Here is a 25,484-nt window from a genome sequence, read left to right as displayed (position 1 = left end):
ACGTTTCTCTTATGTCTGCCAGATACGCGGCGAACAGGCGGTTTTGGTGGTGAGAAGCGGGCGAAGCGACTGCCAGACGTCACGCATCACCCGCTGGCAAATCAGGTTGTCATCGGAGAGAAAACGCACCGAAAGCAGATCGTCGGTGAGCGTTGCCCCCGCAAAGTGTTCCAGCGGCGCGAGCCGTTCGCGTACCGTGTCGAGATGTTCTTCATTGGCCGGATAGAACAGCAGCGTGCCGAGCCATGGATATCCGGCGACGGGCGTGAGATTGCCGTCGGCAAGGTGCTGACGCTCAATCAGGCGCGGTTCATCCTCAACCCAGACTTCAAGGCGGCTCTCCAGCGTGCCGTGGCTGAAGGTCTCATTGATCACCGGGCGCCCCAGACAATAAAGCTCCCACGCCAGCAGCGTGCTGGAGGTCTTCAGGTGGAAGACGGAGCGCAGCGCGGCATTTGCCCCGGGGAAGATAATGGTGTCCTGCGGCAGCCACTCCAGCGTGGAATCTTCCTCGAGATAAAAATGCTGACTCAGACGAGCCTGCGGGCCGCTGCTGCGATAGAACTTGCTGGCGCCGGGCATCGTGATAAGCACATGGCTTTTGGCGTCCAGCCGAACGGAAATGTCCAGCGTATCGCCGCCCACAATTCCGCCGGGCGGATGCAGCAGATAAAGGTGGCAGGTTTCCCCTTCGGGATAAAATGGACGCTGAACGGTAAGCGGCCCGACGTGATGAGCGGAGTGCAGTAGGGTTTTCTCAGGGGTGTGACAAAACTGCAGGGCAAGCGACGCCTGCCAGCCTTTGTACGAATTATCAGTGACCTGAGCTGCTAACATGCTGCATCCATCTGCTCATCATCGGGGTCGTTTCAGTATGCCCTGGCAGAAATGAAGGCTGTCATATGAGTCGCTTATGGATGGCGGTTAAGACGAAACAAAAAAGCACGCCCCGGGGGACGTGCTGTCTGACAAACATCGCGATGCCGTTATTTCAGGTGCTCATGCAGCGCTGCGCCTGCCTGCTCCAGGGCAACTTTAACCGTTGGCTCCTGGCTCAGCGGGTTAAGCAGGCCGTAATCGTGGATCATGCCGTTATAGCGCGTGACGGTCACCGGGACGCCAGCCGCATCCAGCTTACGCCCGAATGCTTCACCTTCATCCCGCAGAACGTCCAGCTCAGCTGTCTGAATCAGCGTCTCCGGGAAACCTTTCAACTGCGCGGCGCTGGCGCGAAGCGGAGAGGCCAGGATATTGTTGCGGTCGGCAGCGCTGGTGGTGTAGTTATCCCAGAACCATTTCATCATGTTTTTCGACAGGAAATAGCCGTTCTCGAACTGGTTATACGAGGCAGTATCAAAATTCGCATCGGTCACAGGCCAGAGCATGACGTTGTAGCGAATTTTGGGCCCATTGAACTGTTTTGCCTGCAGCGCAACGGAAGCCACCATATTGCCGCCCACGCTGTTACCGACCAGACCCAGACGGCTACCGTCCACGCCAATTTCCTGACCGTGTTCGGCTACCCATTTTGTCGCTTCATAGGCCTGATTGATGGCCACCGGGAAATGAGCCTCAGGTGACGGCGTGTAATCAACGTAAACCGCTGCGGCGCCTGATGCGCGAACCAGATCGCGGATTAAGCGTTCATGGGTTGGGTAATCGCCCAGCACCCAACCGCCGCCGTGGAAGAACATAAATGCCGGGAGCGTGCCGGTCGCGTTTTCAGGTTTCACTATTTTCAGTTTGATCGCCTGACCATTTACCTGGATCGTTTTTTCTGAAACCTGAGCGGGCGGCAGTTTTGCGCCTTGCTGCGCGCCGATCAGTACCTGGCGGGCCTCCTGCGGGGTCATCTGTTCCATTGGCTTACCCTTGCCGGAATTCAGAATATTAAGAAACGCCTGTACGCCTGCGGTCGGAGCTGGGGTATTGGTGGTTTGAGCGGATGCAGCAGCTGACGCGAAGACGGAAGAAACCAGGATGGCGGTTAGTGTTTTCATGGTGGTACCTCTTTAAGCGCATTTGAACGGATGAGATAACTAAATAGTGTGCTACTTAGTTGCTGGTTTAATACTTGCGTGCAAGATACTTTTAGTCAAACATTATTTATAATTTTTTTAGGCAACAGATTCGGAGTTGATAGAAAAATGAAAGAAAACAAAACGCTAGATGATTTACTTTGCTTCTCGCTGTACTCGGTCACCAATGCGTTTGTTCGCCAGTATCGTCCCTTACTGCAAGAGATGGATTTGACCTACCCGCAATTCGTTGTTTTGATGGCGCTTTATGAGAAAGACAACATTCCACTTCGCGATCTCAGCGATATGACGTTTTTTGATTCGGGCACATTGACGCCGCTTGTACAAAAGCTTGAGGCAAAAGGATTCCTCAACCGTATCGCGGTTGTGGGGGATGAAAGGATGAAAAATGTCGTGCTGACCGATAAGGCGAAAGAACTGAAAAAACGGGTGATGGCATTGCCGGACCAGATTCGCTGCAGCATGCGGATGAACGATGATGAGCTTGATATGCTAAAAAAACTCTCCCGAACGCTGCTGGACGATTTGTAAGAACCCTTCGGTGGGTGGGGAACCCACCGAAGCGATGTGTCGTTACCGATAGTCCTCCGCATCCACATCATACCCGGACGGCTCCCAGCGGATCGCCAGCAGCGATGCCAGGCCGATAAACGGCGCCAGCGCAATCACCCAGAACACGGCGGTGTTGAGCGACGCCACCAGCAGCGGGAACAGGAACAGCGACAGCGTAGAACTACTGCGCATCAGCGTCTGGTTGAGACCCACGCCCACGCCGCGCAGCGAGGTCGGGTAGCTCAGCGAGGCGAACGTCATGGTATGCGCGCCCGGGCCAAAGCCCTGACCGAAAAGGAATAGCGCCAGCATCGCCACGGCAAGCACGCCTTCAGAGGCACCTTCCGGTCGGCCAATCAGCGCGAGGCCCAGCAGCGCGACAAGCTGGCAGGCATAACCCGCAAGCGACATTCGCCATGCGCCGAAGCGCGGCACGTAGCGTACCGCCAGCAGTCCGCCGACGAAGGCAAACAGCAGGTTAAGCACCAGAGAAATGAGAATGGTGGTGAGCATCGACTGGACAAAGAAGCTGGAGATGATCACCGGCAGACCAAACGCCACGGCGTTGTAGGCGAACGAGGAGACGACGGACAGCAGCGTGGCGAGCGTCGTGCGGCGTAAGTAGACGCCGCGAAATAGATTCAGATAGTTTGACCATTTCGCTTTATTCACGACGGGTGCAGGCTGGCCGAGCGCATCCTGCGGGACGTGGGCGTTAATATTGTACGACTGCCGCAAAATCGACGCCGCCTCCTTCAGATTGCCCTGATTCGCCGCCCATACCGGCGATTCGCTCATATAGCGGCTGCGGATGGCGATAATCACCAGCGCGGGCACCGCGCCAAAGCCGAGAATTAAACGCCACAGCCAGTCGCTGTGGCTTTCCGGCAGCGCGGCGTAGAAGAACAGCACCAGCAGGTAGGAGACGCTGATGGCTGCATACCAGGTAGGGCACCACATCGCGACGCTGGAGGCTTTGTTTCCCGGACCTTTCAGCCTGGCGAACTCGCTTAAAAACGCCATCGCCACGGGAAGGTCGATCCCGACCCCAAGCCCCATCACAAAGCGGGCTCCCGCCAGCACATATTCGTTCGGGGCCAGCGCACAGGCGATGGCAGCCACCACGAAGAACACCATATCAGCCATAAAAACGCGGTAGCGCCCGATTTTATCCGTGAGGTACCCCCCGAGCAGCGCCCCGACAATCGCGCCAAAGGTAATTGCCGAGGCCACCATACCGGTCCCGGCGGGCGTCAGGTTAAATTCGCGGGTGATATCTTTTATGCCGAAGGCCAGCGCGCCCAGATCGTAAGCATCGAGGAAAATCCCGCCCAGCGCGATACCGACCACGATGCGGGCATTGGCCCGGCCCTGTGAGCCGTCATTAACGAGGCGTGATACATCCGAAGCGCTGCGCACCCACTGGATGTCGCCATCGGGGTGTTTTTCTGCCGTTGAAAGGGGAGTTGTTTCTGTGATTTCAGCCATTTTCTTCTAATGTGGTTGTGTTGTGTCATTAACAGTTACCACAGGCAGAAGGTGACCAAAATCACATTTGGCTATAAGGCATAACTAACCCTTACGGCGCGTCTTTTTTCTTCCTCTTGAGCTTCGTCCAGATTTTGGTCTCCTGACGACGCCACAGGCGCTGAATATTATCGTGATGACGCAGCAGGATAAGGCAGGAGAGCATCGACACCGGGAAGGTGAACTGAGGTTTAAACCACCAGACGTAGAACGGGGCGATCAGCGCGCTGACGATGGCGCCCAGCGAGGAATAGCCGCTCAGCAGAATGGTCAATAGCCAGGTCCCGGCCATCACGCCGGTTAGGTCCCAGCCGATAGGCGCAATGGCACCAAAGGCGGTCGCCACACCTTTGCCACCTTTAAAACCGAAGAATACGGGCCAGATGTGGCCGACACAGGCCGCAATAGCGATAAGCCCCAGCCAGAACGGCGTGACGCCCAGCGCATACGCGCCCCAGACGGGCAGCATCCCTTTCAGAACATCAAAAATCAAAACCGCTACGGCTGCTCCCTTGCCACCAATTCGTAGTACGTTGGTCGCCCCCGGATTCCCGGAACCATTTTCACGCGGGTCGGGTAACCCGGCGATGCGGCAGACCAGAATGGCGCTGGAGATTGAGCCGCAAAGATAGGCGAGGAGGATCATTCCAGGCGCGATTGCACTCATAACGCTGTTCCGTTTTGAAAATGTATCTGTATTCTCAGCATCTGTGGATAATACGCATAATTCGCCGGAAGTGGTATCCGGTTTAGCCAAAAAGCAGGCAGGTCGTGATGGATATTGTATTTATAGAGCAACTTTCGGTAATCACCACAATTGGTGTTTACGACTGGGAACAGACCATCGAGCAGAAGCTGGTGTTCGATATCGAAATGGGATGGGATAACCGCAAATCGGCAAAAAGCGATGACGTGAACGACTGTCTCAGCTATGCCGACATCAGTGAAACGGTCATTGCCCACGTTGAAGGGCAACGTTTTGCGCTGGTCGAACGGGTGGCGGAAGAAGTCGCAGAATTGCTGCTGAAAAAATTCAACTCACCGTGGGTACGCATCAAGCTGAGCAAGCCGGGCGCGGTGGCGCGCGCCGCCAACGTTGGCGTCATCATTGAGCGTGGCACAAATCTGAAAGGCAAGAATTAACGTCATAATTGCTAAACCATTTTAGGTTATACCGGTCTTAAAGCTGTATCTTTCACGGTAGCCGTTGGGGCGACCGTTTTTTTATATCTTTTTAGGGGTTTATAGATGAGCGATATGCACTCGCTGCTGGTGGCGGCAATACTGGGTGTGGTCGAAGGATTGACGGAGTTTTTACCGGTTTCCAGTACCGGCCATATGATTATCGTTGGCCATCTGCTGGGCTTTGAAGGCGATACCGCCAAAACGTTTGAAGTGGTTATCCAGCTGGGTTCGATTCTGGCGGTGGTGGTGATGTTCTGGCGCCGTCTGTTTGGCCTGATCGGTATCCATTTTGGCCGTCCGCCGCAGCACGAAGGGATGAGTAAAGGTCGCCTGTCGCTGATCCATATTTTGCTCGGGATGATCCCGGCGGTGGTGCTGGGGCTGGTTTTCCACGACGCCATCAAATCGCTGTTTAACCCGATTAACGTGATGTATGCGCTGGTGGTGGGCGGCTTCCTGCTGATCGCCGCGGAAGTGCTGAAGCCGAAAACGCCGCGCGCGGAAGGGCTGGACGATATGACGTATCGTCAGGCGTTTATCATTGGCTGCTTCCAGTGTCTGGCGCTGTGGCCGGGCTTCTCGCGTTCAGGCGCTACCATCTCCGGCGGGATGCTGATGGGCGTAAGCCGTTACGCCGCGTCAGAGTTCTCATTCCTGCTGGCGGTGCCGATGATGATGGGCGCCACTGTACTCGACGTCTATAAGAGCTATCACTTCCTGACGACTGGCGATATTCCAATGTTCGCCGTTGGCTTCATCACCGCGTTTATCGTGGCGCTGATTGCCATCAAAACCTTCCTGCAGTTGATTAAGCGTATCTCGTTCATTCCGTTCGCGATCTATCGCTTTATCGTTGCCGCTGCGGTGTACGTAGTCTTCTTCTGACCGATAGCCCTCAGTCTTTTGGCTGAGGGCAGTGTTTTTCCTTCCAGTCAGACACCGCCTGAATTCGCCGTTTCGTGAGTTCTTCGCGAATTTCCGGACCTTTGAATCCCGCCTCGACAACGTCCTTCGTCGGCACCGCTTTTGCTACCTCCCAGGCTTTACGCAGTAAACGCCCCTGCGGATAATCGCACGCCTCAAACCCGGTACGCCCGCGCACGTCAGCTTCGCTGGTCAGCGCGATTTGCTCCACGCGCTGCGGTTTACGCCAGGCGTCGATGTTATCGAAAAGCTTAACGATGGTGGCCGGTTTGAGGATGGGGAAGGTGTGGATCAAATCGTGGAATTCCGCCACCAGTTTCGCCAGATCGCGGATTTCGTTCGGCACGCGCAGACGCTGGCACAGCCCCTCGACCAGCTTCACCCCTGCCGGGCCGTGCCCGTGGTGGCGAGGCCAGAATTCTTTTGGCGTTAGGCCTTTGCCGAGATCGTGGCACAGGGTGGAAAAGCGCACGTCCACGTCAGGGCTGAGCATGGCCGCCATGCTCAGGGTCATCAGCGTGTGTACGCCGGTATCAATTTCCGGGTGCCATTTCGCCGGAGCAGGCACGCCAAACAGCGCGTCTATTTCCGGGAAGAGCACCTTCAGCGCGCCGCAGTCGCGAAGGACCTGGAAAAAGACCTGCGGGTTGCGCGTTGTGAGAGCATTTTCCGTTTCTTTCCAGACGCGCTCTGGCGTCAGGTGTTCAAGCTCGCCCGCCTCGGTCATGGCGGTCATCAGCGCCATGGTTTCATCGGCAATACGGAAGCTGAGATGGGCGTAGCGTGCGGCAAAGCGCGCCACGCGCAGGACGCGGAGCGGATCTTCAGAAAACGCCGGGGAGACGTGACGTAAAAGACGGTTGCGCAGATCGTCCTGGCCGCCATAAGCGTCAACGATCTGGCCGTTCTCGTCCTGCGCCAGCGCGTTGATGGTGAGATCGCGGCGCAGAAGATCTTCCTCCAGCGTCACGTCCGGCGCGGCATAGCAGGTGAAGCCCGTATAGCCCGAACCTGATTTCCGCTCGGTACGCGCCAGGGCATACTCTTCACGACTTTTCGGGTGGAGGAAGACGGGAAAATCGCGGCCTACCTGCTGGTAGCCCGCGTCGAGCATCTCTTCCGGGGTGGCGCCAACCACCACCCAGTCTTTATCTTTGACCGGCAGACCTAACAACGCATCACGTACCGCACCACCGACCAGATAACTTTTCACGCCCAACTCTCCCGTTTTCTCTTTTCCAGAATGATACGTAAGTCTGGCAGAGAAGACGAATTAGTTCATCCAGCGGTCTTTACGCTTACGGCTCGGGATCAGGTGCGGCAGAACCAGGCCCAGCACCAGACCGACGCCCAGTACGCCGCCGCCATACATAAACCACTGCATGATGATGGTGCGCTGTTTATCGTCGAGCTGCAGATTGGCGGCATTCACTTTCTTCTGCGCGACAATCAGCTCGTTTTTCAGTTTCTGGTTCTCTTCTTTCAGACCGTTAATCACACCGTCGCTTTGCGCTACTTTCTGCTGCATTTCAGCGGTGCGCTGGTTCCAGGTGCCGTCGATGTTGTTCAGCTTGTCGGTCAGGGTCTTCACCTGGTTTTCCAGATCGGGAACGCGCGTGCGCAGGCTTGGCACGGTGCTCAGCTCTTTCAGCGGGATCCAGGACGTACGGCCGGTACTGTCGCGAACCTGACCGTAATTGGTGTCCGCGTTGGTCTGTAACAGGGTGACTTCCTCGCCGGCATTTACCGTACCCACGAGGCGATAATTATCTCCGGGGCCACTGCGTACCCAGGTGTTCAGTTCGTCAGAAACGTAACGCTTTTCTTCAGCGTGCACTGCGGTTGCGGCGCTAAAAGCGAGTAAAGTAAGTCCAATCAGGCGTAATTTAAGCATCATTAGTCGTTATTTTCATAAATAGTGGAACGATAGTAGTGGCAACAGTGTCTCTACGCAAAGCATTCGTCAGCAATCAGAATCATCTGTGTCACGACTCTACACATTTACGCCCGACAAATTGCTCATTGCATGGCAATTTGGCGCAAAATACTATGTACTGACAAATAAATGGCGAGGAAGTTCGCCCTCATTGACGCGTCTGTGACGCCCGCAAAAGTACAAGGCTATGGCTCAGGAAATCGAATTAAAATTTATCGTCGAAAAAGACAGCGTTGACGCACTCCGCCAGCATCTGCATACGCTTTCCGGCGAACACCATGCACCGGTACAACTGCTTAATATCTATTACGAAACGCCAGACAACTGGCTGCGCCGCCACGATATGGGGCTGCGCATCCGTGGCGCGAGCGGGCGCTACGAGATGACGATGAAAATTGCCGGCCGCGTGGTCGGCGGTTTACATCAGCGCCCGGAATACAATATCGACATCAGTAAGCCAGAACTTGAGCTGGAACGTTTCCCGGCGGAAGTCTGGCCGGAAGGGGAGCTGCCTTCCGCGCTGGCGGAACAGGTACAGCCGCTGTTCAGCACCGATTTCTGGCGCGAAAAATGGCTGGTGACGGAAGGCAAAAGCCGCATCGAAATCGCCCTCGATCTGGGTGAGGTGAAGGCAGGGGAATTCCAGGAACCGATTTGCGAACTGGAGCTTGAGCTGCTGGAAGGGGACGCAAATGACGTTCTGAAGCTGGCGCGCAGGCTGGTGAACCATTCCGGATTACGCCAGGGGAGCCTGAGCAAAGCCGCGCGGGGTTACCATCTGGCCGCCGGAAATGCGCCGCGCGTGCTGAAAGAGACGACCATTTTGCACGTTGCGCCGAAAGCCAGCGTTGAACAGGGTCTGGAAGCCGCGCTGGAGCTGGCGCTTTCTCAGTGGCAGTACCATGAAGAGCTGTGGGTGCGAAATGTGAAAAACGCGAAATCCCACGTGCTCGCGGCGATTGCCCTGGTGCGCCACACCCTGACGCTATTCGGCGGCATCGTTCCTCGCAAAGCGAGCGCTCACTTACGTGATCTGCTGACGCAAACCGAAACGCTGATGCTCTCCGACGTCTCAGCGCAAACGGCGATCTACAGCCCGCAGGCCGCTTCGGCAAAACTGGCGCTGACCGAGTTTCTGGTCACGCGCGGCTGGCGCGCCTTCCTGGATGCGAAAGCCGAGGCCAAAATCGCGGAAAACTTTAAGCGTTTCGCGGACATTCATCTTTCCCGTCATGCCGCTGAACTGAAGAGCACCTTTGCGTATCCGCTCGGCGATAAGTATGGCGATCAGCTTCCCCGTCTTTCGCGCAACATCGACAGCATGCTGCTCCTTTCCGGTGCCTACGACGGGCCACAGGCGCAGGCGTGGCTGGAAAACTGGCAGGGGCTGAAGCATGCCATTGAAACCCGTCAGCATATCGAGATAGAGCATTTCCGTAACGAGGCCATTTCGCAGGAGCCGTACTGGCTGCACAGCGGAAAACGTTAACTCTGGCAAGGAACCCCTAGAATGCCGCTTTCTTCACCGTTACAGCAGCAGTGGCAGACCGTTTGCGAACGTCTGCCTGAGTCATTACCGGCGTCATCGTTAAGCGAGCAGGCGAAGAGCGTGCTCGCCTTCAGTGATTTTGTGCAGGAAAGCATCGCCGTCTACCCGGACTGGCTGGCGGAGCTTGAAAACGCACCGCCGCAGGCGGACGAGTGGCGGCACTATGCCGGCTGGCTGCAGGCCGCACTCGAAGACGTAGCGGATGAAGCGACGCTGATGCGCGTCCTTCGTCAGTTCCGCCGTCGGGTGATGGTGCGCATTGCCTGGGCTCAGGCGCTGGAGCTGGTGGGCGAAGAGAGCACGCTGCAGCAGTTAAGCGAACTGGCGCAGACGCTGATTGTCGCCGCGCGCGACTGGCTCTACGCCGCATGCTGTAAAGAGTGGGGCACGCCGTGCAGCGAGGAAGGGGTTCCTCAGCCGCTGCTGATTCTGGGGATGGGCAAGCTGGGCGGCTGCGAACTGAACTTCTCCTCCGATATCGACCTGATTTTCGCGTGGCCCGAGAACGGCTCCACGCGCGGCGGTCGTCGCGAGCTGGACAACGCCCAGTTCTTTACCCGCCTCGGTCAGCGTCTGATTAAGACGCTGGATCAGCCGACGCAGGACGGCTTTGTTTACCGCGTGGACATGCGCCTGCGTCCGTTTGGCGACAGCGGACCGCTGGTGCTGAGCTTTGCCGCGCTGGAGGATTACTACCAGGAGCAGGGGCGTGACTGGGAGCGCTATGCGATGGTTAAAGCGCGGATCATGGGCGACAGCGGCGACGCTTACGCTAACGAACTGCGCGCCATGCTGCGCCCGTTCGTGTTCCGTCGCTATATCGACTTCAGCGTCATCCAGTCTCTGCGTAATATGAAAGGGATGATCGCCCGTGAGGTTCGCCGTCGCGGGCTGAAGGACAACATCAAGCTCGGCGCGGGCGGCATTCGCGAAATCGAATTTATCGTTCAGGTCTTCCAGCTTATTCGCGGCGGGCGTGAGCCGTCCCTGCAGTCCCGTTCGCTATTGCCGACGCTGAGCGCCATCGAGCAGCTTCATCTGCTGCCGGACGGCGACGCGCAAACCCTGCGCGGGGCCTATCTTTTCCTGCGACGTCTGGAAAACCTGCTGCAAAGCATCAACGACGAACAGACCCAGACCCTGCCGGGGGATGACCTTAATCGGGCGCGCCTGGCCTGGGGCATGCGCGTGGATGACTGGTCTACGCTGACCGAACGGCTGGACGCTCACATGGCGGGCGTGCGCCGCATCTTTAACGAGCTGATTGGTGATGACGAAAGTGAATCGCAGGACGACGCGCTTTCCGAGCACTGGCGCGAGCTGTGGCAGGACGCACTTCAGGAAGATGACACGACCCCCGTGCTGGCGCACCTGAGTGACGACGCCCGCCATCGCGTGGTGGCGCTGATCGCGGATTTCCGTCTCGAACTGAACAAACGCGCCATCGGCCCGCGCGGTCGTCAGGTGCTGGATCACCTGATGCCGCATCTGCTGAGCGAGGTCTGCTCGCGGGCGGACGCGCCGGTGCCGCTGTCGCGCATGATGCCGCTGCTGAGCGGGATTATTACGCGCACCACGTATCTGGAGCTTCTGAGCGAGTTCCCGGGGGCGCTGAAGCATCTGATTACGCTCTGCGCCGCCTCGCCGATGGTGGCCAACAAGCTGGCGCGCTATCCGCTGCTGCTGGATGAACTGCTCGACCCGAATACGCTGTATCAACCCACGGCGACGGATGCCTACCGGGACGAGCTGCGTCAGTATCTGCTGCGCGTGCCGGAAGAAGACGAAGAGCAGCAGCTGGAGGCGCTGCGCCAGTTTAAGCAGGCTCAGATGCTGCGCGTGGCGGCGGCGGACATCGCCGGAACGCTACCGGTGATGAAAGTGAGCGATCACTTAACCTGGCTCGCGGAGGCGATCATCGACGCGGTAGTGCAGCAGGCGTGGGTGCAGATGGTGGCCCGCTACGGCCAGCCGAAGCACCTTGCTGATCGTGAGGGGCGAGGGTTTGCCGTGGTGGGTTACGGCAAGCTCGGCGGCTGGGAGCTGGGATACAGCTCCGATCTGGATTTAATCTTCCTGCACGACTGCCCGGTTGACGTGATGACCGATGGTGAGCGTGAAATTGACGGGCGTCAGTTCTACCTGCGCCTGGCGCAGCGCATCATGCATCTGTTCAGCACCCGCACCTCGTCGGGCATTTTGTATGAAGTCGATGCGCGCCTGCGTCCGTCCGGCGCGGCGGGCATGCTGGTCACTTCAACGGAATCCTTCGCCGATTACCAGAAGAATGAAGCCTGGACGTGGGAGCATCAGGCGCTGGTGCGCGCTCGCGTGGTATATGGCGATCCGCAGCTCAAAACGCAGTTCGATGCCATCCGTAAGGAGGTTATGACCACCGTGCGCGAGGGCAGTACGCTGCAGACCGAAGTGCGCGAGATGCGCGAGAAAATGCGCGCGCATCTGGGTAATAAACATCGCGATCGCTTTGATATCAAAGCCGACGAGGGCGGGATCACCGATATTGAATTCATTACCCAGTATCTGGTGCTGCTGCACGCGCACGACAAGCCTAAGCTGACCCGCTGGTCGGATAACGTGCGCATTCTGGAACTGCTGGCGCAAAACGACATCATGGACGAGCAGGAGGCGCAGGCTTTAACCCGCGCCTACACGACGCTTCGCGACGAGCTTCATCACCTGGCGCTGCAGGAGCAGCCGGGGCACGTGGCGCTGGACTGTTTTGTCGCAGAACGCGCTCAGGTAACGGCCAGCTGGCAGAAGTGGCTGGTGGAACCGTGCGTAACAAATCAAGTGTGATATTATCGCGCGCAAATTGTGAATCTTTCTGGAGTCAGGAATGAAAGTAACACTGCCAGAGTTTGAACGTGCTGGAGTTATGGTTGTTGGGGATGTGATGCTGGATCGCTACTGGTATGGACCGACCAGCCGCATCTCTCCGGAAGCACCGGTACCGGTGGTTAAGGTCGACACCATTGAAGAGCGTCCCGGCGGCGCGGCAAACGTGGCGATGAACATTGCCTCTCTGGGCGCGCAGTCGCGTCTGGTGGGCTTGACCGGCATCGACGATGCGGCGCGCGCGCTGAGCAAGTCGCTGGCGGACGTGAACGTGAAGTGCGACTTCGTTTCTGTTCCGACCCACCCAACGATTACGAAACTGCGCGTGCTGTCGCGCAACCAGCAGCTGATCCGCCTCGACTTTGAAGAAGGGTTCGAAGGCGTCGATCCCGAGCCGCTGCACGAGCGTATCAACCAGGCGCTGGGCAATATCGGCGCGCTGGTGCTGTCCGATTACGCCAAAGGCGCGCTGGCGAGCGTGCAGACGATGATTCAGCTGGCGCGTAAAGCCAACGTACCCGTGCTGATCGACCCGAAAGGGACCGATTTTGAGCGCTATCGCGGCGCAACCCTGCTGACGCCAAACCTCTCCGAATTTGAAGCGGTGGCGGGCAAATGCAAAACCGAGGAAGAGCTGGTTGAGCGCGGCATGAAGATCATTGCTGACTTCGAATTATCTGCGCTTCTGGTGACCCGCTCCGAGCAGGGGATGACGCTGCTGCAGCCGGGCAAAGCGCCGCTGCATATGCCAACACAGGCGCAGGAAGTGTACGACGTGACCGGTGCCGGTGACACGGTGATCGGCGTTCTGGCGGCGACGCTGGCAGCGGGTAATTCTCTGGAAGAAGCGTGCTACTTCGCTAACGCCGCGGCGGGCGTGGTCGTGGGTAAACTCGGGACCTCAACCGTTTCGCCAATCGAGCTGGAAAACGCGGTGCGTGGTCGCGCGGATACCGGTTTTGGCGTCATGACCGAAGACGAGCTGAAGATGGCCGTCGCCGCCGCGCGCAAGCGTGGGGAAAAGGTGGTGATGACCAACGGCGTGTTCGACATTCTGCACGCTGGCCACGTTTCTTATCTGGCGAATGCGCGCAAGCTGGGCGATCGCCTGATTGTGGCGGTCAACAGCGATGCCTCGACGAAACGCCTGAAGGGTGAAACGCGTCCGGTGAACCCGCTCGAGCAGCGTATGATTGTGCTCGGCGCGCTGGAAGCGGTGGACTGGGTGGTGTCGTTTGAAGAAGATACCCCGCAGCGCCTGATTGCCGGTATTCTGCCGGACCTGCTGGTAAAAGGCGGGGATTACAAGCCGGAGCAAATCGCGGGCAGCGAAGAAGTCTGGGCCAACGGCGGCGAGGTGATGGTGCTCAACTTTGAGGACGGGTGCTCAACCACCAGCATCATCAAGAAGATTCAGAAAGACAGTAAGTAAAAAAACGGGCCGTTTGGCCCGTTTTTTTTCACCCTCTCCCTGTGGGAGAGGGCTGGGGTGAGGGCATCAGGCCGCACTTACTCCTGGTCATCCACCGGCGGAATGGCCGGTGCCGGCTTCACTTCTTCCGGCGCATTGCGGTTTTCCAGCTCGGTCAGACGCTGTTCCAGCAGCGCCAGCTTCTCGCGGGTGCGCAGCAGAACCTGGGTCTGCACGTCAAACTCTTCGCGGCTGACTAAATCAAGGCGAACCAACTGCGCCTGCAGCGTCTGGCGGATTTTCTTTTCTACGTCATCACCAAATTCACGAATGCCTTTTGGCATAGATTCATGAACCTGACGCGCGATCTGCTCAATTTTTTTCGGGTCAATCATTGTCGTTTCCCTTGATGGAAAGGTGTTAGTGTCCATTGTAGCGCGTCATGCCCGGGGTAAACAAAATTGTTTGATGCTTATGCATTGCCCAGGATAATCAATAGCGTTATAGTTATCTCGCTTATTCTCAGGGCGGGGCGAAATTCCCCACCGGCGGTAAATCAGCGTGACGCTGAAAGCCCGCGAGCGCTTTGGGTGAAAACTCAAAGGTCAGCAGATCCGGTGTAATTCCGGGGCCGACGGTTAGAGTCCGGATGGGAGAGAGTAACGATCAAGTCGGGCATGGGCCCGCTCACGTTATCTTTTTGCCGCTTATACGGCGCTCCTAAGACTGCCCTGATTCTGGTAACCATAATGTTAATGAGGTTTTTTTACCATGAATCAGACGCTACTTTCCTCTTTTGGCACTTCAACTCAACGTGTTGAACATGCACTGGATGCACTGCGCGAAGGCCGCGGTGTGATGGTGCTTGACGATGAAAACCGTGAAAACGAAGGCGACATGATTTTCGCCGCCGAAAACATGACCGTTGAACAGATGGCGCTGACCATCCGTCACGGCAGCGGCATCGTATGCCTGTGTATTACCGAAGATCGTCGTAAGCAGCTCGAGCTGCCGATGATGGTCGAAAACAACACCAGCGCCTTTGGTACCGGTTTTACCGTGACCATTGAAGCGGCGCATGGCGTGACCACCGGTGTGTCTGCGGCTGACCGTCTGACTACCGTACGTGCCGCCATTGCTGATGATGCGAAGCCATCCGATCTGCATCGTCCAGGCCACGTCTTCCCGCTGCGCGCGCAGGCGGGCGGCGTGTTGACCCGCGGTGGTCACACCGAAGCGACGATCGACCTGGTGACGCTGGCGGGCTTCAAACCTGCCGGTGTGCTGTGTGAACTGACCAACGATGACGGCACCATGGCGCGCGCGCCGGAGTGCATCACCTTTGCCCGTCTGCACAACATGCCGGTGGTCACGATTGAAGATCTGGTCGAGTATCGCCAGGCGCACGAGCGCAAAGCCAGCTGATAATAAAAACGCCGGGATGTCCCGGCGTTTTTTTACCCGATTCCTGCGGTCTGCAGCAGAACCAGACTTAATCCCATCACCGACATTCCGCACAGCACGCCATAGCTGGGGTTGTTGTTAGGATCGATCTCCTTCGCCAGCGGCATCAGTTCATCCACCGAAAGCGCAACCATGATCCCGGCTACCGCTGCCATAATCGCTGCCATCACTACCGGAGAGACCAGGCTACCGAGGATGAGCCAGGCCAGCACGCCGCCAAGGATTTCGGCCATCCCGGAAATACCCGCCCAGAACACAGCGGTGCGTTTCGATCCCGTTGCGGCATACACGGGCCCAGCGACGGCCAGTCCTTCAGGAATATTGTGTAAGGCCACCGCCAGAGCGATGCCAAAGCCCATCTCAAGATTGCTGCTGGCCGTCACGTAGGTGGCGACCCCTTCCGGGAAGTTATGCAGGCTGATGCCAAGCGTTAACAGCACGGCGGTACGCTTGATATTGCGCGGCATGGGCGTCACGTTTTTCTGCATTAAATCCTGCGGATGCGCGTGCGGCAGCATCCGATCGAGGGCAAAGTATCCCAGCAGGCCAAAGACAAACATGCCGTAGCCCAGCAGCGGAGACATGCCTTCCGTGCCCAGCGCGGCAGGGAGCATTTCCATCAGGGAGATGAGCAACATGATCCCGGCAGCAAAGCCCAGTGAGAAGGCCAGCACGCGGTTAGAGGGCTTTTGGCCGAGCACGCCGAGGATCGCGCCGATGAAGGTCGCGGCGCCCGCCAGTATGGTCAGGATCAGAGGGACTGACATGCATTGCTCCTTATGATAATGATTCTCATTAATATAAATTATTCATTTCTGGCAAAGCGAGGGGGAAAACCCGGCTTTACACATTCCTTACATTCAAATTTCCTGATGATGATCTTCACGCTTATCTGCGTTCATCTTTGCCGGATTGCGCGTAATGTAGCACCATTAAATTGACACCTTCCGTAAGGATATCACCATGACTTCTTCACGTATGCCAGCCCTGTTTTTAGGCCACGGTAGCCCTATGAACGTTCTTGAAGACAACGTCTATACCCGCGCCTGGCGTCATCTGGGCGAGACGCTACCGCGTCCGAAAGCGATCGTGGTGGTATCTGCGCACTGGTTTACCCGTGGGACGGGCGTGACCGCCATGGAAGCGCCAAAAACCATTCATGATTTTGGCGGCTTCCCGCAGGCGCTTTACGACACGCATTATCCGGCCCCCGGCTCGCCCGAGCTGGCACAAAGGCTGGTGGATTTGCTGGCGCCTGTCCCTGTGACGCTGGATAAAGAGGCCTGGGGCTTTGACCACGGCTCCTGGGGCGTGCTTATTAAAATGTATCCTGATGCGGATATCCCGATGGTGCAGTTGAGCATCGACAGCACCAAACCGGCCGCCTGGCATCTGGAGATGGGCCGCAAGCTGGCGACCCTGCGTGATGAAGGCATCATGCTGGTGGCGAGCGGCAACGTGGTGCATAACCTGCGTACCGCACGCTGGCACGGTGAGAACACGCCGTACCCGTGGGCGACCGCCTTTAACGACTACGTTAAAGCGAACCTGACCTGGCAGGGGCCGGCTGAGGCGCATCCGCTGGTGAACTATCTGGATCATGAGGGCGGTTCGCTTTCTAACCCGACGCCGGAGCACTTCCTGCCGCTGCTGTACGTACTTGGCGCGTGGGATGGTCAGGAGCCGGTGACGATCCCGGTCGACGGTATTGAGATGGGCAGTTTGAGTATGCTATCGGTGCAGGTGGGATAATAAAAGCAAAACGGCAACGTCAGGTTGCCGTTTTTAGTCTTTCCACCCTCTCCCTGTAGAGAGGGCTGGGGTGAGGGCATCAGGCCGCAGTCTTACTCCACGAAAATGTGCGGATAGAACCGCGACAGATCCTGCGTGATCAGCGCGCGATCTTCGCGAATGCCAATTCCGGCAGGTTGATCGTTGATGAGCCAGCTGCCAATCAGCGTATAGCTGTCGCCAAATTTTGGAAGTTGATAGAACTCCTGGACGATCATCCCTTCTTCGCCGTACGGCCCTTCAACCGCTTCCAGCGTCTTGCCGTTTTCGATAATCGACACGTTCGCGCCTTCGCGGGAGAAGATCGGCTTAACGACGTACTTCTCCATTTGCGGGTAATCATCTTCTGCAAAGTACGCCGACAGCAGGTTCGGATGGTTCGGGAACATCTCCCACAGCATCGGCAGCAGGGCTTTGTTGGAGATAATGCTCTTCCATGCCGGCTCAAGCCAGCGCACGCCAGCATCTTCCAGCTTGGTGGAGAACATCTCGCGCAGCATGTATTCCCACGGGTAGAGCTTGAACAGGTTGCTGATCACCTGGTCCTGCATGTCCGTGAACTGACCTTTTTCACCGAGGCCGATATCCTCGATATAGAGGAACTCGGTCGCCACCTCCGCTTCAGCGGCGCAATCCTGCAGATACTGAACCGTGCCTCGGTCTTCTTCCGTGTCGCGGCAGCAGGCGAGATGCAGCAGGTTGAAGCCAAACTGCTCGCGCAGCTCGGCGAAGCGCTCGATCAGCTTTTCCTGCAGGCTGTTGAACTGGTCGCTGCCTTCCGGCAGGTTTCCGGCATTGGCCTGGTCTTCCAGCCAAATCCACTGAAAGAACGCCGCTTCGTACAGTGACGTTGGGGTATCGGCGTTGTTTTCCAGCAGCTTAGGCTCGCCTTTGCCGTCCCATGCCAGATCCAGGCGAGAGTAAAGCGAAGGCTGATTCGTTTTCCACGACTGGCGGACAAAGCTCCAGGTGTGCTTTGGAATGCGGAACTTTGCCATCAGCTCGTCGCTGTCGATGACCTTTTCCACCACCTTCAGGCACATCTGGTGCAGCTCGGCCGTTACCTCTTCCAGCTTCTCAACCTGGGCCAGCGTGAGCTTGTAATAGGCGTCTTCACACCAGTACGGCTCGCCGTACATGGTGTGGAAGTTAAAACCGTACTCGGTGGCTTTTTCGCGCCAGTCCGGGCGCTCGGTGATACTGACTCGTTCCATGATCAGCCGCCCATTGAGCGAGTAGAGGAGGTGCCTGTCGCGCTGCGCTGCATGCTGGTCTGCTTCGCCACAGACTCACCGAACCCGCCACGGGTGATGGTGCTGGTGGTCGCAGGCTTCGGCGCCATCGCCGTTTTCGGTACGGTCACGGTGCGGCCAGGGGTCGCTGCGCCGTAGCCTTTGCCGCTGGCATCGGTATATTGACCGTAAGCCGGGCTGGCCGGGTTTTTCGAGCTAAACAGCGGCTGCTGCTGGTAACCTGCACCACCGCCCATCAGGCGGCCCATCATGTAGCCTGCCATCAGCGGCATCCAGAAGCTACCGCTGGACTGCGCCTGCGCCTGATTTTCAGGTGCGGTGCCTGCCTGAGCCGGTGCCTGCTGGCACTGACCTTCACCAAACTCCGCCACGCAGTCTTCGCGTGAGGCATATTTCGGCGCGGTACGTTCCGCTTCTTTCAGCGCGCTGGTGTAAGCCGTTTTACATTCGGCGGCTTTGCCGGTTGCGGCAGAACAGTCGTCCGCGTTTTGATACAGCGAAACCGTTTCGTCATTTTTCTCACAGCCTGCCAGCATAAAGACAGCCGTGACCGCCAGCGCAACAGGGGTGAGGTGACGCGCGTTCCAGCTCTTGCGGAACGACGCGTGATTGATCGTTTTTGTCCGTTTCATCTTTGTCTTCCAGGACCCAGTGGTAATAACGCTCAGGATAGAGGATGAGTGGTTGAAAATGAAGCGAAGAGGGGCGGAATCAGGGGGATCTTTACGTTGACTTACGTTCGGATGTGATTCAGATGCGCCCTCTCCCTGTGGAAGAGGGCTGGAGTGAAGGCATCAGGCCGCAGTGGGCCTGATGACACTCTTAGTTACGGAACGGATTATTGCTCTTGCTGGCAGGCGCTGTGGTTCGCGCGGCAGCAGGCTGTGCAGCAGGGGTAGTGCCGTTAGCGTTGAAGTTATCAACCGCGGCAACCTGCTCCGGGTTCTCCGGTGCAACGCTGTCCGGAGAGGTGGAGACCGGTTTGCCCAACGCGCTGTTCAGCATCTGCAGGTCTTGCTCGTTCAGCGTACCCAGAGCCTGTTTGATGTTCAGCTGGTTAATCAGGTACTGGTAACGCGCGCTGGAGAGCTGCTGTTTCGCGTTGTACAGCGTGGTGGTCGCATCGAGCACGTCCACAATAGTACGTGTACCGACCGAGTAACCTGCTTCCATCGCGTCCAGGGAGCTCTGTGCAGACACAACGGCCTGTTTATAGGCGTTGATGCTGCTGATTGAGGCGTTCACGTTGTTGAAGGAGGAACGCACGGTCTGCACCACGTTGCGGTGGGCGCTTTCCAGCTGCTCGCTCGCGCCAACAAAGTTGTACTGCGCCTGTTTCACCTGGGAGTTGACCTGACCGCCCTGATACAGCGGCAGGGAGAAGCTCAGGCCCACCTTGTTCTGGCCCATATTGCTGTCGTCATACTGGGACGTATTGGTTTTAGAGCCGCTGTAGGTTGTATCAGAGACACCGGTAGACGCGCTCAGGCTCAGGGTTGGCAGATGGCCGTCCTGCGCCTGACGAATTTGCTCGCGGGCCAGGTCCTGGCTCAAACGCGCCTGCAGCAGCGTCAGGTTGCGGTTTTCCGCCTCTTTCAGCAGGGCGTTAACGGCCTGCGGCTTATCCGTTTTGAAGCTGTCGACGTTCAGGGAGGCCAGCTCAGGATAGTAATTGCCGGTGACCTGACGCAGGGATTCCAGCGCGTTGTCGAGGTTGTTACGCGCGGTCACTTCGTTAGCCAGCACGGTGTCGTACTGTGAACGGGCGTTCTGCACGTCGGTGATCGCGACCAGGCCCACGTTGAAGCGCTGGGTGGTTTGATCTAACTGACGGTAAATGGCCTGTTTCTGCGCTTCGGTGTAGGAGAGTGCGTCAATCGCGCTCAGCACGTTGAAGTACGCCGTGGCAGTATTCAGGATCAGCGTCTGCTGGTCGGTCTGATAGGTCACATCCTGGATGCCTGCGCTCTTTTCCTGCAGGGTCAGGGCACGCCATTTGGACATATCAAACAGCGTCTGTGTTAATTGCAGTGAGGCGCTGGTAGCATTGGAGTTTACGCCGTTAGCGTCGCGGAAACCGTTGCTGTAGGTATAATCTGCACCTAAACCTAACTGTGGCAGCAAGGGGCTACGAGCTTCGTTAATCTTTTCAAACGCAGCATCACGATCGGCCGCTGATTTACGTAAATCAGGGTTGCCCAGACGTGCCTGCTGGTAGACCTGTAACAGGTTTTCCGCCTGGCTCATTGCACTGAAGCCCGTCAGGCTCAGGCCGATAAGGATGGGGAGCAATTTCTTCATTTGCATTCCTTGTTGTGAAGCAGTATTAGCGCTGATCTAATTAAAAAATAATTGCCGATTCTAACAGATTCATCCACACCAAAAGGTTGGCGTTACGTGCCATCTGGCGGTAATTTGCACCAATCTACCATATAGCCTTACAAACGGCAGCCAAACAGCCTTGAAATTCACAATTTCATCACCATTGCTACCAGGACTCGACTCATGCAAAAACCAGAAAAGTTGCCCGTGACATTCGCCAAAAACGATGTAGAAATTATTGCACGAGAAACGCTTTATAGCGGTTTTTTTTCAATGGATCTTTACCGTTTCAGGCATCGTCTGTTTAACGGGGAAATGAGCGGCGAAATCAGACGCGAAATTTTTGAGCGCGGGCATGCGGCAGTCTTGCTACCCTTTGACCCAGTGCGTGACGAAGTTGTGCTGGTGGAGCAGATCCGCATCGCCGCTTATGACGTCAGTGAGAGCCCGTGGCTGCTGGAAATGGTGGCCGGGATGATCGAAGAGGGTGAGACGGTTGAAGACGTCGCCCGACGCGAGGCGCTGGAAGAGGCCGGGCTGGTGGTGGGCCGCACAAAACCGGTGCTGAGCTATCTGGCAAGCCCGGGAGGTACCAGCGAGCGCTTGTCCATTATGGTGGGTGAAGTGGACGCCACGACGGCGGAAGGGATCCACGGTCTGGCAGATGAAAACGAAGATATTCGGGTTCATGTGGTGAGCCGGGAACAGGCTTATCAGTGGGTAGAAGAGGGGAAAATCGACAACGCAGCGTCTGTCATCGCCCTGCAATGGCTGCAGCTGCATTATCAGACATTACGAAACGAGTGGAAAAAATGAAGCGCTATACGCCTGACTTCCCAGAAATGATGCGCCTGTGCGAAACCAATTTCGCACAATTGCGCCGCCTGCTGCCGAAAAACGACGCACCCGGCGAAACGGTAAGCTATCAGGTGAGCAACGCGCAGTATCGTTTAACGATAACAGAATCAACGCGCTACACTACGCTGGTGGAAATTGAGCAAACGGCACCCAGCATTAGCTACTGGAGCCTGCCGTCGATGACGGTACGCCTCTATCACGACGCGATGGTCGCTGAAGTGTGTTCAAGCCAGCAGATCTTTCGCTTCAAGGCGCGGTATGATTACCCGAATAAAAAGTTGCATCAACGCGACGAAAAGCATCAAATTAACCAGTTTTTAGCCGACTGGCTAAGATATTGTTTAGCACATGGAGCAATGGCGATTCCGGTTTGTTAGCGTCATAAACCTACCTAAGGACACCATTTGGAAAGCCTGTTGAACCTGACTGTTGCTGGTGGGGCGCCAGTCAGGATATTACAAATCACCGATACCCACCTTTTTGCCGAAAAGCATGAAACGCTGCTGGGGGTGAATACCTGGGAGAGTTATCAGGCGGTACTTAGCGCCATTCACGCCGAAAACCGTGCATGCGATCTGATTGTCGCAACGGGCGATCTGGCGCAGGACCAATCTTCCGCGGCCTACCAGCATTTTGCTGAAGGCATCGCGAGCTTTAGCGTGCCTTGCGTCTGGCTGCCAGGAAATCATGACTTCCAGCCCGCTATGTACAGTTCTCTCCAGGATGCGGGTATTTCTCCGGCGAAATGTGTTTTTGCGAGTGACCAGTGGCAGATCCTGCTGCTGGACAGCCAGGTGTTTGGCGTCCCGCACGGTGAGTTAAGCGAGTTTCAGCTCGACTGGCTGGAGACCAAACTGGCTGCTGAACCTGAACGTCACACGCTGCTGTTGCTTCATCATCACCCTCTGCCGGCGGGCTGTAGCTGGCTCGATCAGCACAGTCTGCGCAACTCCGCAGCGTTGGATCGCGTGCTGGCGAAGTTCCCGCGAGTGAAAAACCTGCTGTGTGGACATATTCACCAGGAACAGGATCTCGACTGGAACGGGCGCCGCATGCTGGCGACGCCGTCGACCTGCGTTCAGTTTAAGCCGCACTGCGCCAACTTTACGCTGGATACCATTGCGCCAGGCTGGCGCTGGCTGGAACTGCATGCCGACGGCACGCTGACCACGGAAGTCTGCCGTTTGACCGGTGCAAAATTCCGCCCGGATACCGCTTCAGAAGGCTATTGATGTCTACGCTCCTTTATCTGCACGGATTCAACAGCTCGCCGCGCTCCGCAAAAGCGACACTGTTTCGCCAGTGGCTGAGCGAGCATCACCCCGACGTTGAGATGATTATCCCTCAGCTGCCGCCTTACCCGGCAGAGGCCGCGGAGATGCTGGAATCGATTGTGCTTGCGCACGGCGGCGAAACCTTCGGTGTGGTCGGTTCCTCGCTGGGCGGGTATTACGCCACCTGGCTCTCACAATGCTTCATGCTACCTGCCGTTGTGGTTAATCCGGCGGTTCGGCCATTTGAGCTGCTGAGGGACTTTCTTGGCGAAAACGAGAACCCCTACACCGGGCAGCAATATGTGCTAGAGTCACGCCATATTTACGATCTCAAAGTTATGCAGGTCGACCCGCTTGAGGCGCCGGATCTCATCTGGCTGTTGCAGCAGACGGGTGATGAAGTGCTGGATTACCGCCAGGCAGTGGCGTATTACGCCTCCTGCCGCCAGACTATAGAAGAGGGCGGAAACCATGCTTTCACGGGCTTTGAGAATCATTTCACCCAGATTGTCGATTTTCTTGGACTGCACAGCCACTGACAATCAATGCGAATTGCTAGTTTAAATCATGACGCAAACCTATAACGCTGATGCCATTGAGGTCCTCACCGGGCTTGAGCCGGTTCGCCGCCGCCCGGGGATGTACACCGATACAACGCGCCCAAACCATCTGGGCCAGGAAGTTATTGATAACAGTGTGGACGAAGCGCTGGCGGGCCATGCCAAACGCGTTGACGTTATCCTGCATGCCGATCAGTCGCTGGAAGTCATCGACGACGGGCGCGGCATGCCGGTGGATATCCATCCGGAAGAGGGCGTGCCTGCCGTTGAGCTGATCCTCTGTCGTCTGCACGCGGGCGGTAAGTTCTCCAACAAGAACTACCAGTTCTCCGGCGGCCTGCATGGCGTGGGGATTTCCGTCGTGAACGCCCTGTCCAAGCGCGTGGAAGTAAACGTCCGTCGCGACGGCCAGATTTATAACATCGCGTTTGAAAACGGCGAGAAGGTGCAGGATCTGCAGGTTGTCGGCACGTGCGGCAAACGCAACACCGGCACCAGCGTCCACTTCTGGCCTGACGAAAGCTTCTTCGACAGCCCGCGCTTTTCCGTATCCCGCCTGACGCACCTGCTGAAAGCCAAAGCGGTGCTGTGTCCGGGTGTGGAAATTACCTTTAAGGATAACGTCAACAATACCGAGCAGACCTGGTGCTACGCCGATGGCCTGAACGACTACCTGTGCGAAGCGGTAAACGGCCTGCCGACGCTGCCGGAAAAACCGTTCGTCGGTAACTTTAGCGGCGATACCGAAGCGGTCGACTGGGCGCTGCTGTGGCTGCCGGAAGGCGGCGAACTGCTGACCGAAAGCTACGTCAACCTGATCCCAACCATGCTCGGCGGTACCCACGTCAACGGGCTGCGTCAGGGACTGCTGGACGCGATGCGCGAATTTTGCGAATACCGCAATATCCTGCCGCGCGGCGTGAAGCTGTCGGCGGAAGATATCTGGGACCGCTGCGCCTACGTGCTCTCCGTGAAGATGCAGGATCCGCAGTTTGCCGGTCAGACCAAAGAGCGTCTGTCGTCACGCCAGTGCGCGGCGTTCGTTTCCGGCGTGGTGAAAGATGCGTTTACCCTGTGGCTGAACCAGAACGTTCAGGCAGCAGAGATGCTGGCTGAAATGGCGATTTCCAGCGCCCAGCGTCGTCTGCGTGCCGCGAAGAAAGTGGTGCGTAAAAAGCTGACCAGCGGCCCTGCGCTGCCGGGCAAGCTGGCGGACTGTACCGCGCAGGATCTCAACCGTACCGAGCTGTTCCTCGTGGAAGGGGACTCAGCGGGCGGATCGGCCAAGCAGGCGCGCGACCGTGAATATCAGGCGATCATGCCGCTCAAGGGGAAAATCCTGAACACCTGGGAGGTCTCTTCAGACGAAGTGCTGGCCTCGCAGGAAGTCCACGATATCTCGGTGGCGATCGGTATCGATCCGGACAGCGACGATCTGAGCCAGCTGCGCTACGGCAAGATCTGTATCCTCGCGGATGCGGACTCCGATGGTCTGCACATCGCCACTCTGCTGTGCGCGCTTTTTGTGAAGCACTTCCGCACGCTGGTTAAAAATGGTCACGTCCACGTGGCGCTGCCGCCGCTTTATCGTATCGACCTCGGCAAAGAGGTTTACTACGCGCTGACGGAAGAAGAAAAAGCGGGCGTGCTGGAACAGCTGAAGCGCAAGAAGGGCAAACCTAACGTTCAGCGCTTTAAAGGGCTGGGCGAGATGAACCCGATGCAGCTGCGCGAAACGACGCTGGATCCGAACACGCGCCGTCTGGTGCAGCTTACGATCAGCGACGAAGACGAACAGCAGACCAACGCCATGATGGATATGCTCCTTGCCAAGAAACGTTCGGAAGACCGTCGTAACTGGCTGCAGGAGAAAGGCGATATGGCGGATATTGAGGCCTGATGCCCTCACCCTAACCCTCTGCCACAGCGAGAGGGAATGGATCGTAAGCCCGGTAAGCGTTAGCGCCACCGGGCTTTTTTACA

At 57.2% G+C, this 25,484-nt stretch carries 24 protein-coding genes and 1 riboswitch; of the genes, 13 read left to right on the top strand and 11 right to left on the bottom strand.

Annotation, left to right across the window (positions count from 1 at the left end):
• Positions 1-9: 9 nt before the first annotated feature.
• Together PUP35_RS18665 and PUP35_RS18660 are read right to left on the bottom strand one after the other, a co-directional pair.
• Positions 10-837 (bottom strand): urease accessory protein UreD, encoded by an 828-nt coding sequence (locus PUP35_RS18665; RefSeq protein WP_274240894.1) that lies wholly within the window; start codon positions 835-837, stop codon positions 10-12.
• A gap of 149 nt (positions 838-986) precedes the next feature.
• A complete protein-coding gene (locus PUP35_RS18660) occupies positions 987-2,000 on the bottom strand; it encodes an alpha/beta hydrolase (RefSeq protein ID WP_111963298.1) in 1,014 nt (337 codons plus the stop codon).
• 147 nt (positions 2,001-2,147) lie between these two features.
• Between PUP35_RS18660 and PUP35_RS18655 the strand changes: the two genes are divergently transcribed.
• The gene (locus PUP35_RS18655) at positions 2,148-2,570 is read left to right on the top strand and encodes a MarR family winged helix-turn-helix transcriptional regulator (protein WP_274240893.1); all 423 of its coding nucleotides are present in this window, start codon (positions 2,148-2,150) and stop codon (positions 2,568-2,570) included.
• Between the two features lie 42 nt (positions 2,571-2,612).
• On the opposite strand, the gene PUP35_RS18650 is transcribed toward PUP35_RS18655, so the two are convergent.
• Together PUP35_RS18650 and plsY are read right to left on the bottom strand one after the other, a co-directional pair.
• On the bottom strand, positions 2,613-4,079 hold the full coding sequence (locus tag PUP35_RS18650) for an MFS transporter (protein ID WP_274240891.1): 1,467 nt from the start codon (positions 4,077-4,079) through the stop codon (positions 2,613-2,615).
• Between the two features lie 91 nt (positions 4,080-4,170).
• Positions 4,171-4,785: a glycerol-3-phosphate 1-O-acyltransferase PlsY gene (gene plsY / locus PUP35_RS18645; protein WP_111963295.1), complete on the bottom strand. Its 615-nt coding sequence runs from the start codon at positions 4,783-4,785 to the stop codon at positions 4,171-4,173.
• A gap of 107 nt (positions 4,786-4,892) precedes the next feature.
• Between plsY and folB the strand changes: the two genes are divergently transcribed.
• Both folB and bacA read left to right on the top strand, forming a co-directional pair.
• A complete protein-coding gene (gene folB, locus PUP35_RS18640) occupies positions 4,893-5,261 on the top strand; it encodes a bifunctional dihydroneopterin aldolase/7,8-dihydroneopterin epimerase (protein ID WP_023333447.1) in 369 nt (122 codons plus the stop codon).
• A 105-nt stretch (positions 5,262-5,366) separates the two neighbouring features.
• A complete protein-coding gene (gene bacA / locus PUP35_RS18635; protein ID WP_115876294.1) occupies positions 5,367-6,188 on the top strand; it encodes an undecaprenyl-diphosphate phosphatase in 822 nt (273 codons plus the stop codon).
• Positions 6,189-6,198: 10 nt separating this feature from the next.
• On the opposite strand, the gene PUP35_RS18630 is transcribed toward bacA, so the two are convergent.
• Positions 6,199-7,440 (bottom strand): multifunctional CCA addition/repair protein, encoded by a 1,242-nt coding sequence (locus PUP35_RS18630; protein WP_127732337.1) that lies wholly within the window; start codon positions 7,438-7,440, stop codon positions 6,199-6,201.
• Between the two features lie 60 nt (positions 7,441-7,500).
• Entirely contained in the window at positions 7,501-8,121 is a 621-nt protein-coding gene (locus tag PUP35_RS18625) for a TIGR04211 family SH3 domain-containing protein (protein ID WP_024906484.1), read from the bottom strand.
• Positions 8,122-8,350: 229 nt separating this feature from the next.
• On the opposite strand from PUP35_RS18625, the gene PUP35_RS18620 reads away from it, so the two are divergent.
• Genes PUP35_RS18620 through hldE form a run of 3 tightly spaced genes read left to right on the top strand, consistent with a single transcriptional unit; the run spans position 8,351 to position 14,000 of the window.
• Entirely contained in the window at positions 8,351-9,652 is a 1,302-nt protein-coding gene (locus PUP35_RS18620; RefSeq protein WP_274240885.1) for a CYTH domain-containing protein, read from the top strand.
• Between the two features lie 21 nt (positions 9,653-9,673).
• Positions 9,674-12,529 (top strand): bifunctional [glutamate--ammonia ligase]-adenylyl-L-tyrosine phosphorylase/[glutamate--ammonia-ligase] adenylyltransferase, encoded by a 2,856-nt coding sequence (gene glnE / locus PUP35_RS18615; protein WP_274240883.1) that lies wholly within the window; start codon positions 9,674-9,676, stop codon positions 12,527-12,529.
• A gap of 40 nt (positions 12,530-12,569) precedes the next feature.
• Positions 12,570-14,000, top strand: a complete 1,431-nt coding sequence (hldE, locus tag PUP35_RS18610) for a bifunctional D-glycero-beta-D-manno-heptose-7-phosphate kinase/D-glycero-beta-D-manno-heptose 1-phosphate adenylyltransferase HldE (protein WP_274240881.1) — start codon at positions 12,570-12,572, stop codon at positions 13,998-14,000.
• Between the two features lie 77 nt (positions 14,001-14,077).
• Here hldE and ubiK read toward each other — a convergent pair whose 3' ends face one another.
• Positions 14,078-14,374 (bottom strand): ubiquinone biosynthesis accessory factor UbiK, encoded by a 297-nt coding sequence (gene ubiK / locus PUP35_RS18605; protein WP_014071796.1) that lies wholly within the window; start codon positions 14,372-14,374, stop codon positions 14,078-14,080.
• A gap of 119 nt (positions 14,375-14,493) precedes the next feature.
• Positions 14,494-14,644, top strand: a riboswitch (FMN riboswitch).
• Between the two features lie 106 nt (positions 14,645-14,750).
• Here ubiK and ribB point away from each other — a divergent pair.
• On the top strand, positions 14,751-15,404 hold the full coding sequence (gene ribB, locus PUP35_RS18600) for a 3,4-dihydroxy-2-butanone-4-phosphate synthase (RefSeq protein WP_028017147.1): 654 nt from the start codon (positions 14,751-14,753) through the stop codon (positions 15,402-15,404).
• 32 nt (positions 15,405-15,436) lie between these two features.
• On the opposite strand, the gene zupT is transcribed toward ribB, so the two are convergent.
• Complete coding sequence (zupT, locus tag PUP35_RS18595; protein ID WP_024906487.1) at positions 15,437-16,210, bottom strand: zinc transporter ZupT; 774 nt, start codon at positions 16,208-16,210, stop codon at positions 15,437-15,439.
• A gap of 196 nt (positions 16,211-16,406) precedes the next feature.
• On the opposite strand from zupT, the gene ygiD reads away from it, so the two are divergent.
• Complete coding sequence (gene ygiD, locus PUP35_RS18590; RefSeq protein ID WP_115876291.1) at positions 16,407-17,195, top strand: 4,5-DOPA dioxygenase extradiol; 789 nt, start codon at positions 16,407-16,409, stop codon at positions 17,193-17,195.
• Positions 17,196-17,287: 92 nt separating this feature from the next.
• On the opposite strand, the gene PUP35_RS18585 is transcribed toward ygiD, so the two are convergent.
• The 3 genes from PUP35_RS18585 to tolC form a co-directional block, all read right to left on the bottom strand.
• Positions 17,288-18,448, bottom strand: coding sequence for a glutathionylspermidine synthase family protein (locus tag PUP35_RS18585; RefSeq protein WP_274240874.1), 1,161 nt, complete (start codon positions 18,446-18,448; stop codon positions 17,288-17,290).
• Between the two features lie 2 nt (positions 18,449-18,450).
• On the bottom strand, positions 18,451-19,119 hold the full coding sequence (locus tag PUP35_RS18580; RefSeq protein ID WP_048028997.1) for a DUF1190 family protein: 669 nt from the start codon (positions 19,117-19,119) through the stop codon (positions 18,451-18,453).
• Positions 19,120-19,309: 190 nt separating this feature from the next.
• Positions 19,310-20,788 (bottom strand): outer membrane channel protein TolC, encoded by a 1,479-nt coding sequence (gene tolC / locus PUP35_RS18575; RefSeq protein WP_111963287.1) that lies wholly within the window; start codon positions 20,786-20,788, stop codon positions 19,310-19,312.
• A 204-nt stretch (positions 20,789-20,992) separates the two neighbouring features.
• Here tolC and nudF point away from each other — a divergent pair, with 204 nt between their 5' ends.
• The 5 genes from nudF to parE are packed head-to-tail and all read left to right on the top strand — an operon-like array spanning position 20,993 to position 25,401.
• On the top strand, positions 20,993-21,625 hold the full coding sequence (gene nudF / locus PUP35_RS18570) for an ADP-ribose diphosphatase (RefSeq protein ID WP_008502974.1): 633 nt from the start codon (positions 20,993-20,995) through the stop codon (positions 21,623-21,625).
• Positions 21,622-22,044 (top strand): DUF1249 family protein, encoded by a 423-nt coding sequence (locus PUP35_RS18565; RefSeq protein ID WP_014833293.1) that lies wholly within the window; start codon positions 21,622-21,624, stop codon positions 22,042-22,044. Before nudF ends, PUP35_RS18565 begins: the two co-directional genes overlap by 4 nt.
• Before the next feature lie 27 nt (positions 22,045-22,071).
• Positions 22,072-22,899, top strand: a complete 828-nt coding sequence (cpdA, locus tag PUP35_RS18560; RefSeq protein ID WP_274240868.1) for a 3',5'-cyclic-AMP phosphodiesterase — start codon at positions 22,072-22,074, stop codon at positions 22,897-22,899.
• A complete protein-coding gene (gene yqiA / locus PUP35_RS18555) occupies positions 22,899-23,480 on the top strand; it encodes an esterase YqiA (RefSeq protein WP_047173609.1) in 582 nt (193 codons plus the stop codon). Before cpdA ends, yqiA begins: the two co-directional genes overlap by 1 nt.
• A gap of 28 nt (positions 23,481-23,508) precedes the next feature.
• Positions 23,509-25,401 (top strand): DNA topoisomerase IV subunit B, encoded by a 1,893-nt coding sequence (gene parE, locus PUP35_RS18550; RefSeq protein WP_111963285.1) that lies wholly within the window; start codon positions 23,509-23,511, stop codon positions 25,399-25,401.
• The last annotated feature ends 83 nt before the right edge of the window (positions 25,402-25,484 follow it).

It is taken from the genome of Enterobacter sp. S-33, assembly GCF_028735835.1.
In the GTDB taxonomy this organism is placed as follows: Bacteria; Pseudomonadota; Gammaproteobacteria; order Enterobacterales; family Enterobacteriaceae; genus Enterobacter; species Enterobacter vonholyi.
The sequence above is the reverse complement of the archived record's forward strand: the minus strand, read 5'-3'. Positions and strand labels throughout refer to the sequence as shown.

What these genes read in the sequence shown, in the direction of transcription:
- PUP35_RS18665 (WP_274240894.1), bottom strand. Translation starts at nt 837, where the DNA reads ATGTTAGCAGCTCAGGTCACTGATAATTCGTACAAAGGCTGGCAGGCG.
- PUP35_RS18660 (WP_111963298.1), bottom strand. Translation starts at nt 2,000, where the DNA reads ATGAAAACACTAACCGCCATCCTGGTTTCTTCCGTCTTCGCGTCAGCT.
- PUP35_RS18655 (WP_274240893.1), top strand. Translation starts at nt 2,148, where the DNA reads ATGAAAGAAAACAAAACGCTAGATGATTTACTTTGCTTCTCGCTGTAC.
- PUP35_RS18650 (WP_274240891.1), bottom strand. Translation starts at nt 4,079, where the DNA reads ATGGCTGAAATCACAGAAACAACTCCCCTTTCAACGGCAGAAAAACAC.
- plsY (WP_111963295.1), bottom strand. Translation starts at nt 4,785, where the DNA reads ATGAGTGCAATCGCGCCTGGAATGATCCTCCTCGCCTATCTTTGCGGC.
- folB (WP_023333447.1), top strand. Translation starts at nt 4,893, where the DNA reads ATGGATATTGTATTTATAGAGCAACTTTCGGTAATCACCACAATTGGT.
- bacA (WP_115876294.1), top strand. Translation starts at nt 5,367, where the DNA reads ATGAGCGATATGCACTCGCTGCTGGTGGCGGCAATACTGGGTGTGGTC.
- PUP35_RS18625 (WP_024906484.1), bottom strand. Translation starts at nt 8,121, where the DNA reads ATGCTTAAATTACGCCTGATTGGACTTACTTTACTCGCTTTTAGCGCC.
- PUP35_RS18620 (WP_274240885.1), top strand. Translation starts at nt 8,351, where the DNA reads ATGGCTCAGGAAATCGAATTAAAATTTATCGTCGAAAAAGACAGCGTT.
- glnE (WP_274240883.1), top strand. Translation starts at nt 9,674, where the DNA reads ATGCCGCTTTCTTCACCGTTACAGCAGCAGTGGCAGACCGTTTGCGAA.
- hldE (WP_274240881.1), top strand. Translation starts at nt 12,570, where the DNA reads ATGAAAGTAACACTGCCAGAGTTTGAACGTGCTGGAGTTATGGTTGTT.
- ubiK (WP_014071796.1), bottom strand. Translation starts at nt 14,374, where the DNA reads ATGATTGACCCGAAAAAAATTGAGCAGATCGCGCGTCAGGTTCATGAA.
- ribB (WP_028017147.1), top strand. Translation starts at nt 14,751, where the DNA reads ATGAATCAGACGCTACTTTCCTCTTTTGGCACTTCAACTCAACGTGTT.
- zupT (WP_024906487.1), bottom strand. Translation starts at nt 16,210, where the DNA reads ATGTCAGTCCCTCTGATCCTGACCATACTGGCGGGCGCCGCGACCTTC.
- ygiD (WP_115876291.1), top strand. Translation starts at nt 16,407, where the DNA reads ATGACTTCTTCACGTATGCCAGCCCTGTTTTTAGGCCACGGTAGCCCT.
- PUP35_RS18585 (WP_274240874.1), bottom strand. Translation starts at nt 18,448, where the DNA reads ATGGAACGAGTCAGTATCACCGAGCGCCCGGACTGGCGCGAAAAAGCC.
- PUP35_RS18580 (WP_048028997.1), bottom strand. Translation starts at nt 19,119, where the DNA reads ATGAAACGGACAAAAACGATCAATCACGCGTCGTTCCGCAAGAGCTGG.
- tolC (WP_111963287.1), bottom strand. Translation starts at nt 20,788, where the DNA reads ATGAAGAAATTGCTCCCCATCCTTATCGGCCTGAGCCTGACGGGCTTC.
- nudF (WP_008502974.1), top strand. Translation starts at nt 20,993, where the DNA reads ATGCAAAAACCAGAAAAGTTGCCCGTGACATTCGCCAAAAACGATGTA.
- PUP35_RS18565 (WP_014833293.1), top strand. Translation starts at nt 21,622, where the DNA reads ATGAAGCGCTATACGCCTGACTTCCCAGAAATGATGCGCCTGTGCGAA.
- yqiA (WP_047173609.1), top strand. Translation starts at nt 22,899, where the DNA reads ATGTCTACGCTCCTTTATCTGCACGGATTCAACAGCTCGCCGCGCTCC.
- parE (WP_111963285.1), top strand. Translation starts at nt 23,509, where the DNA reads ATGACGCAAACCTATAACGCTGATGCCATTGAGGTCCTCACCGGGCTT.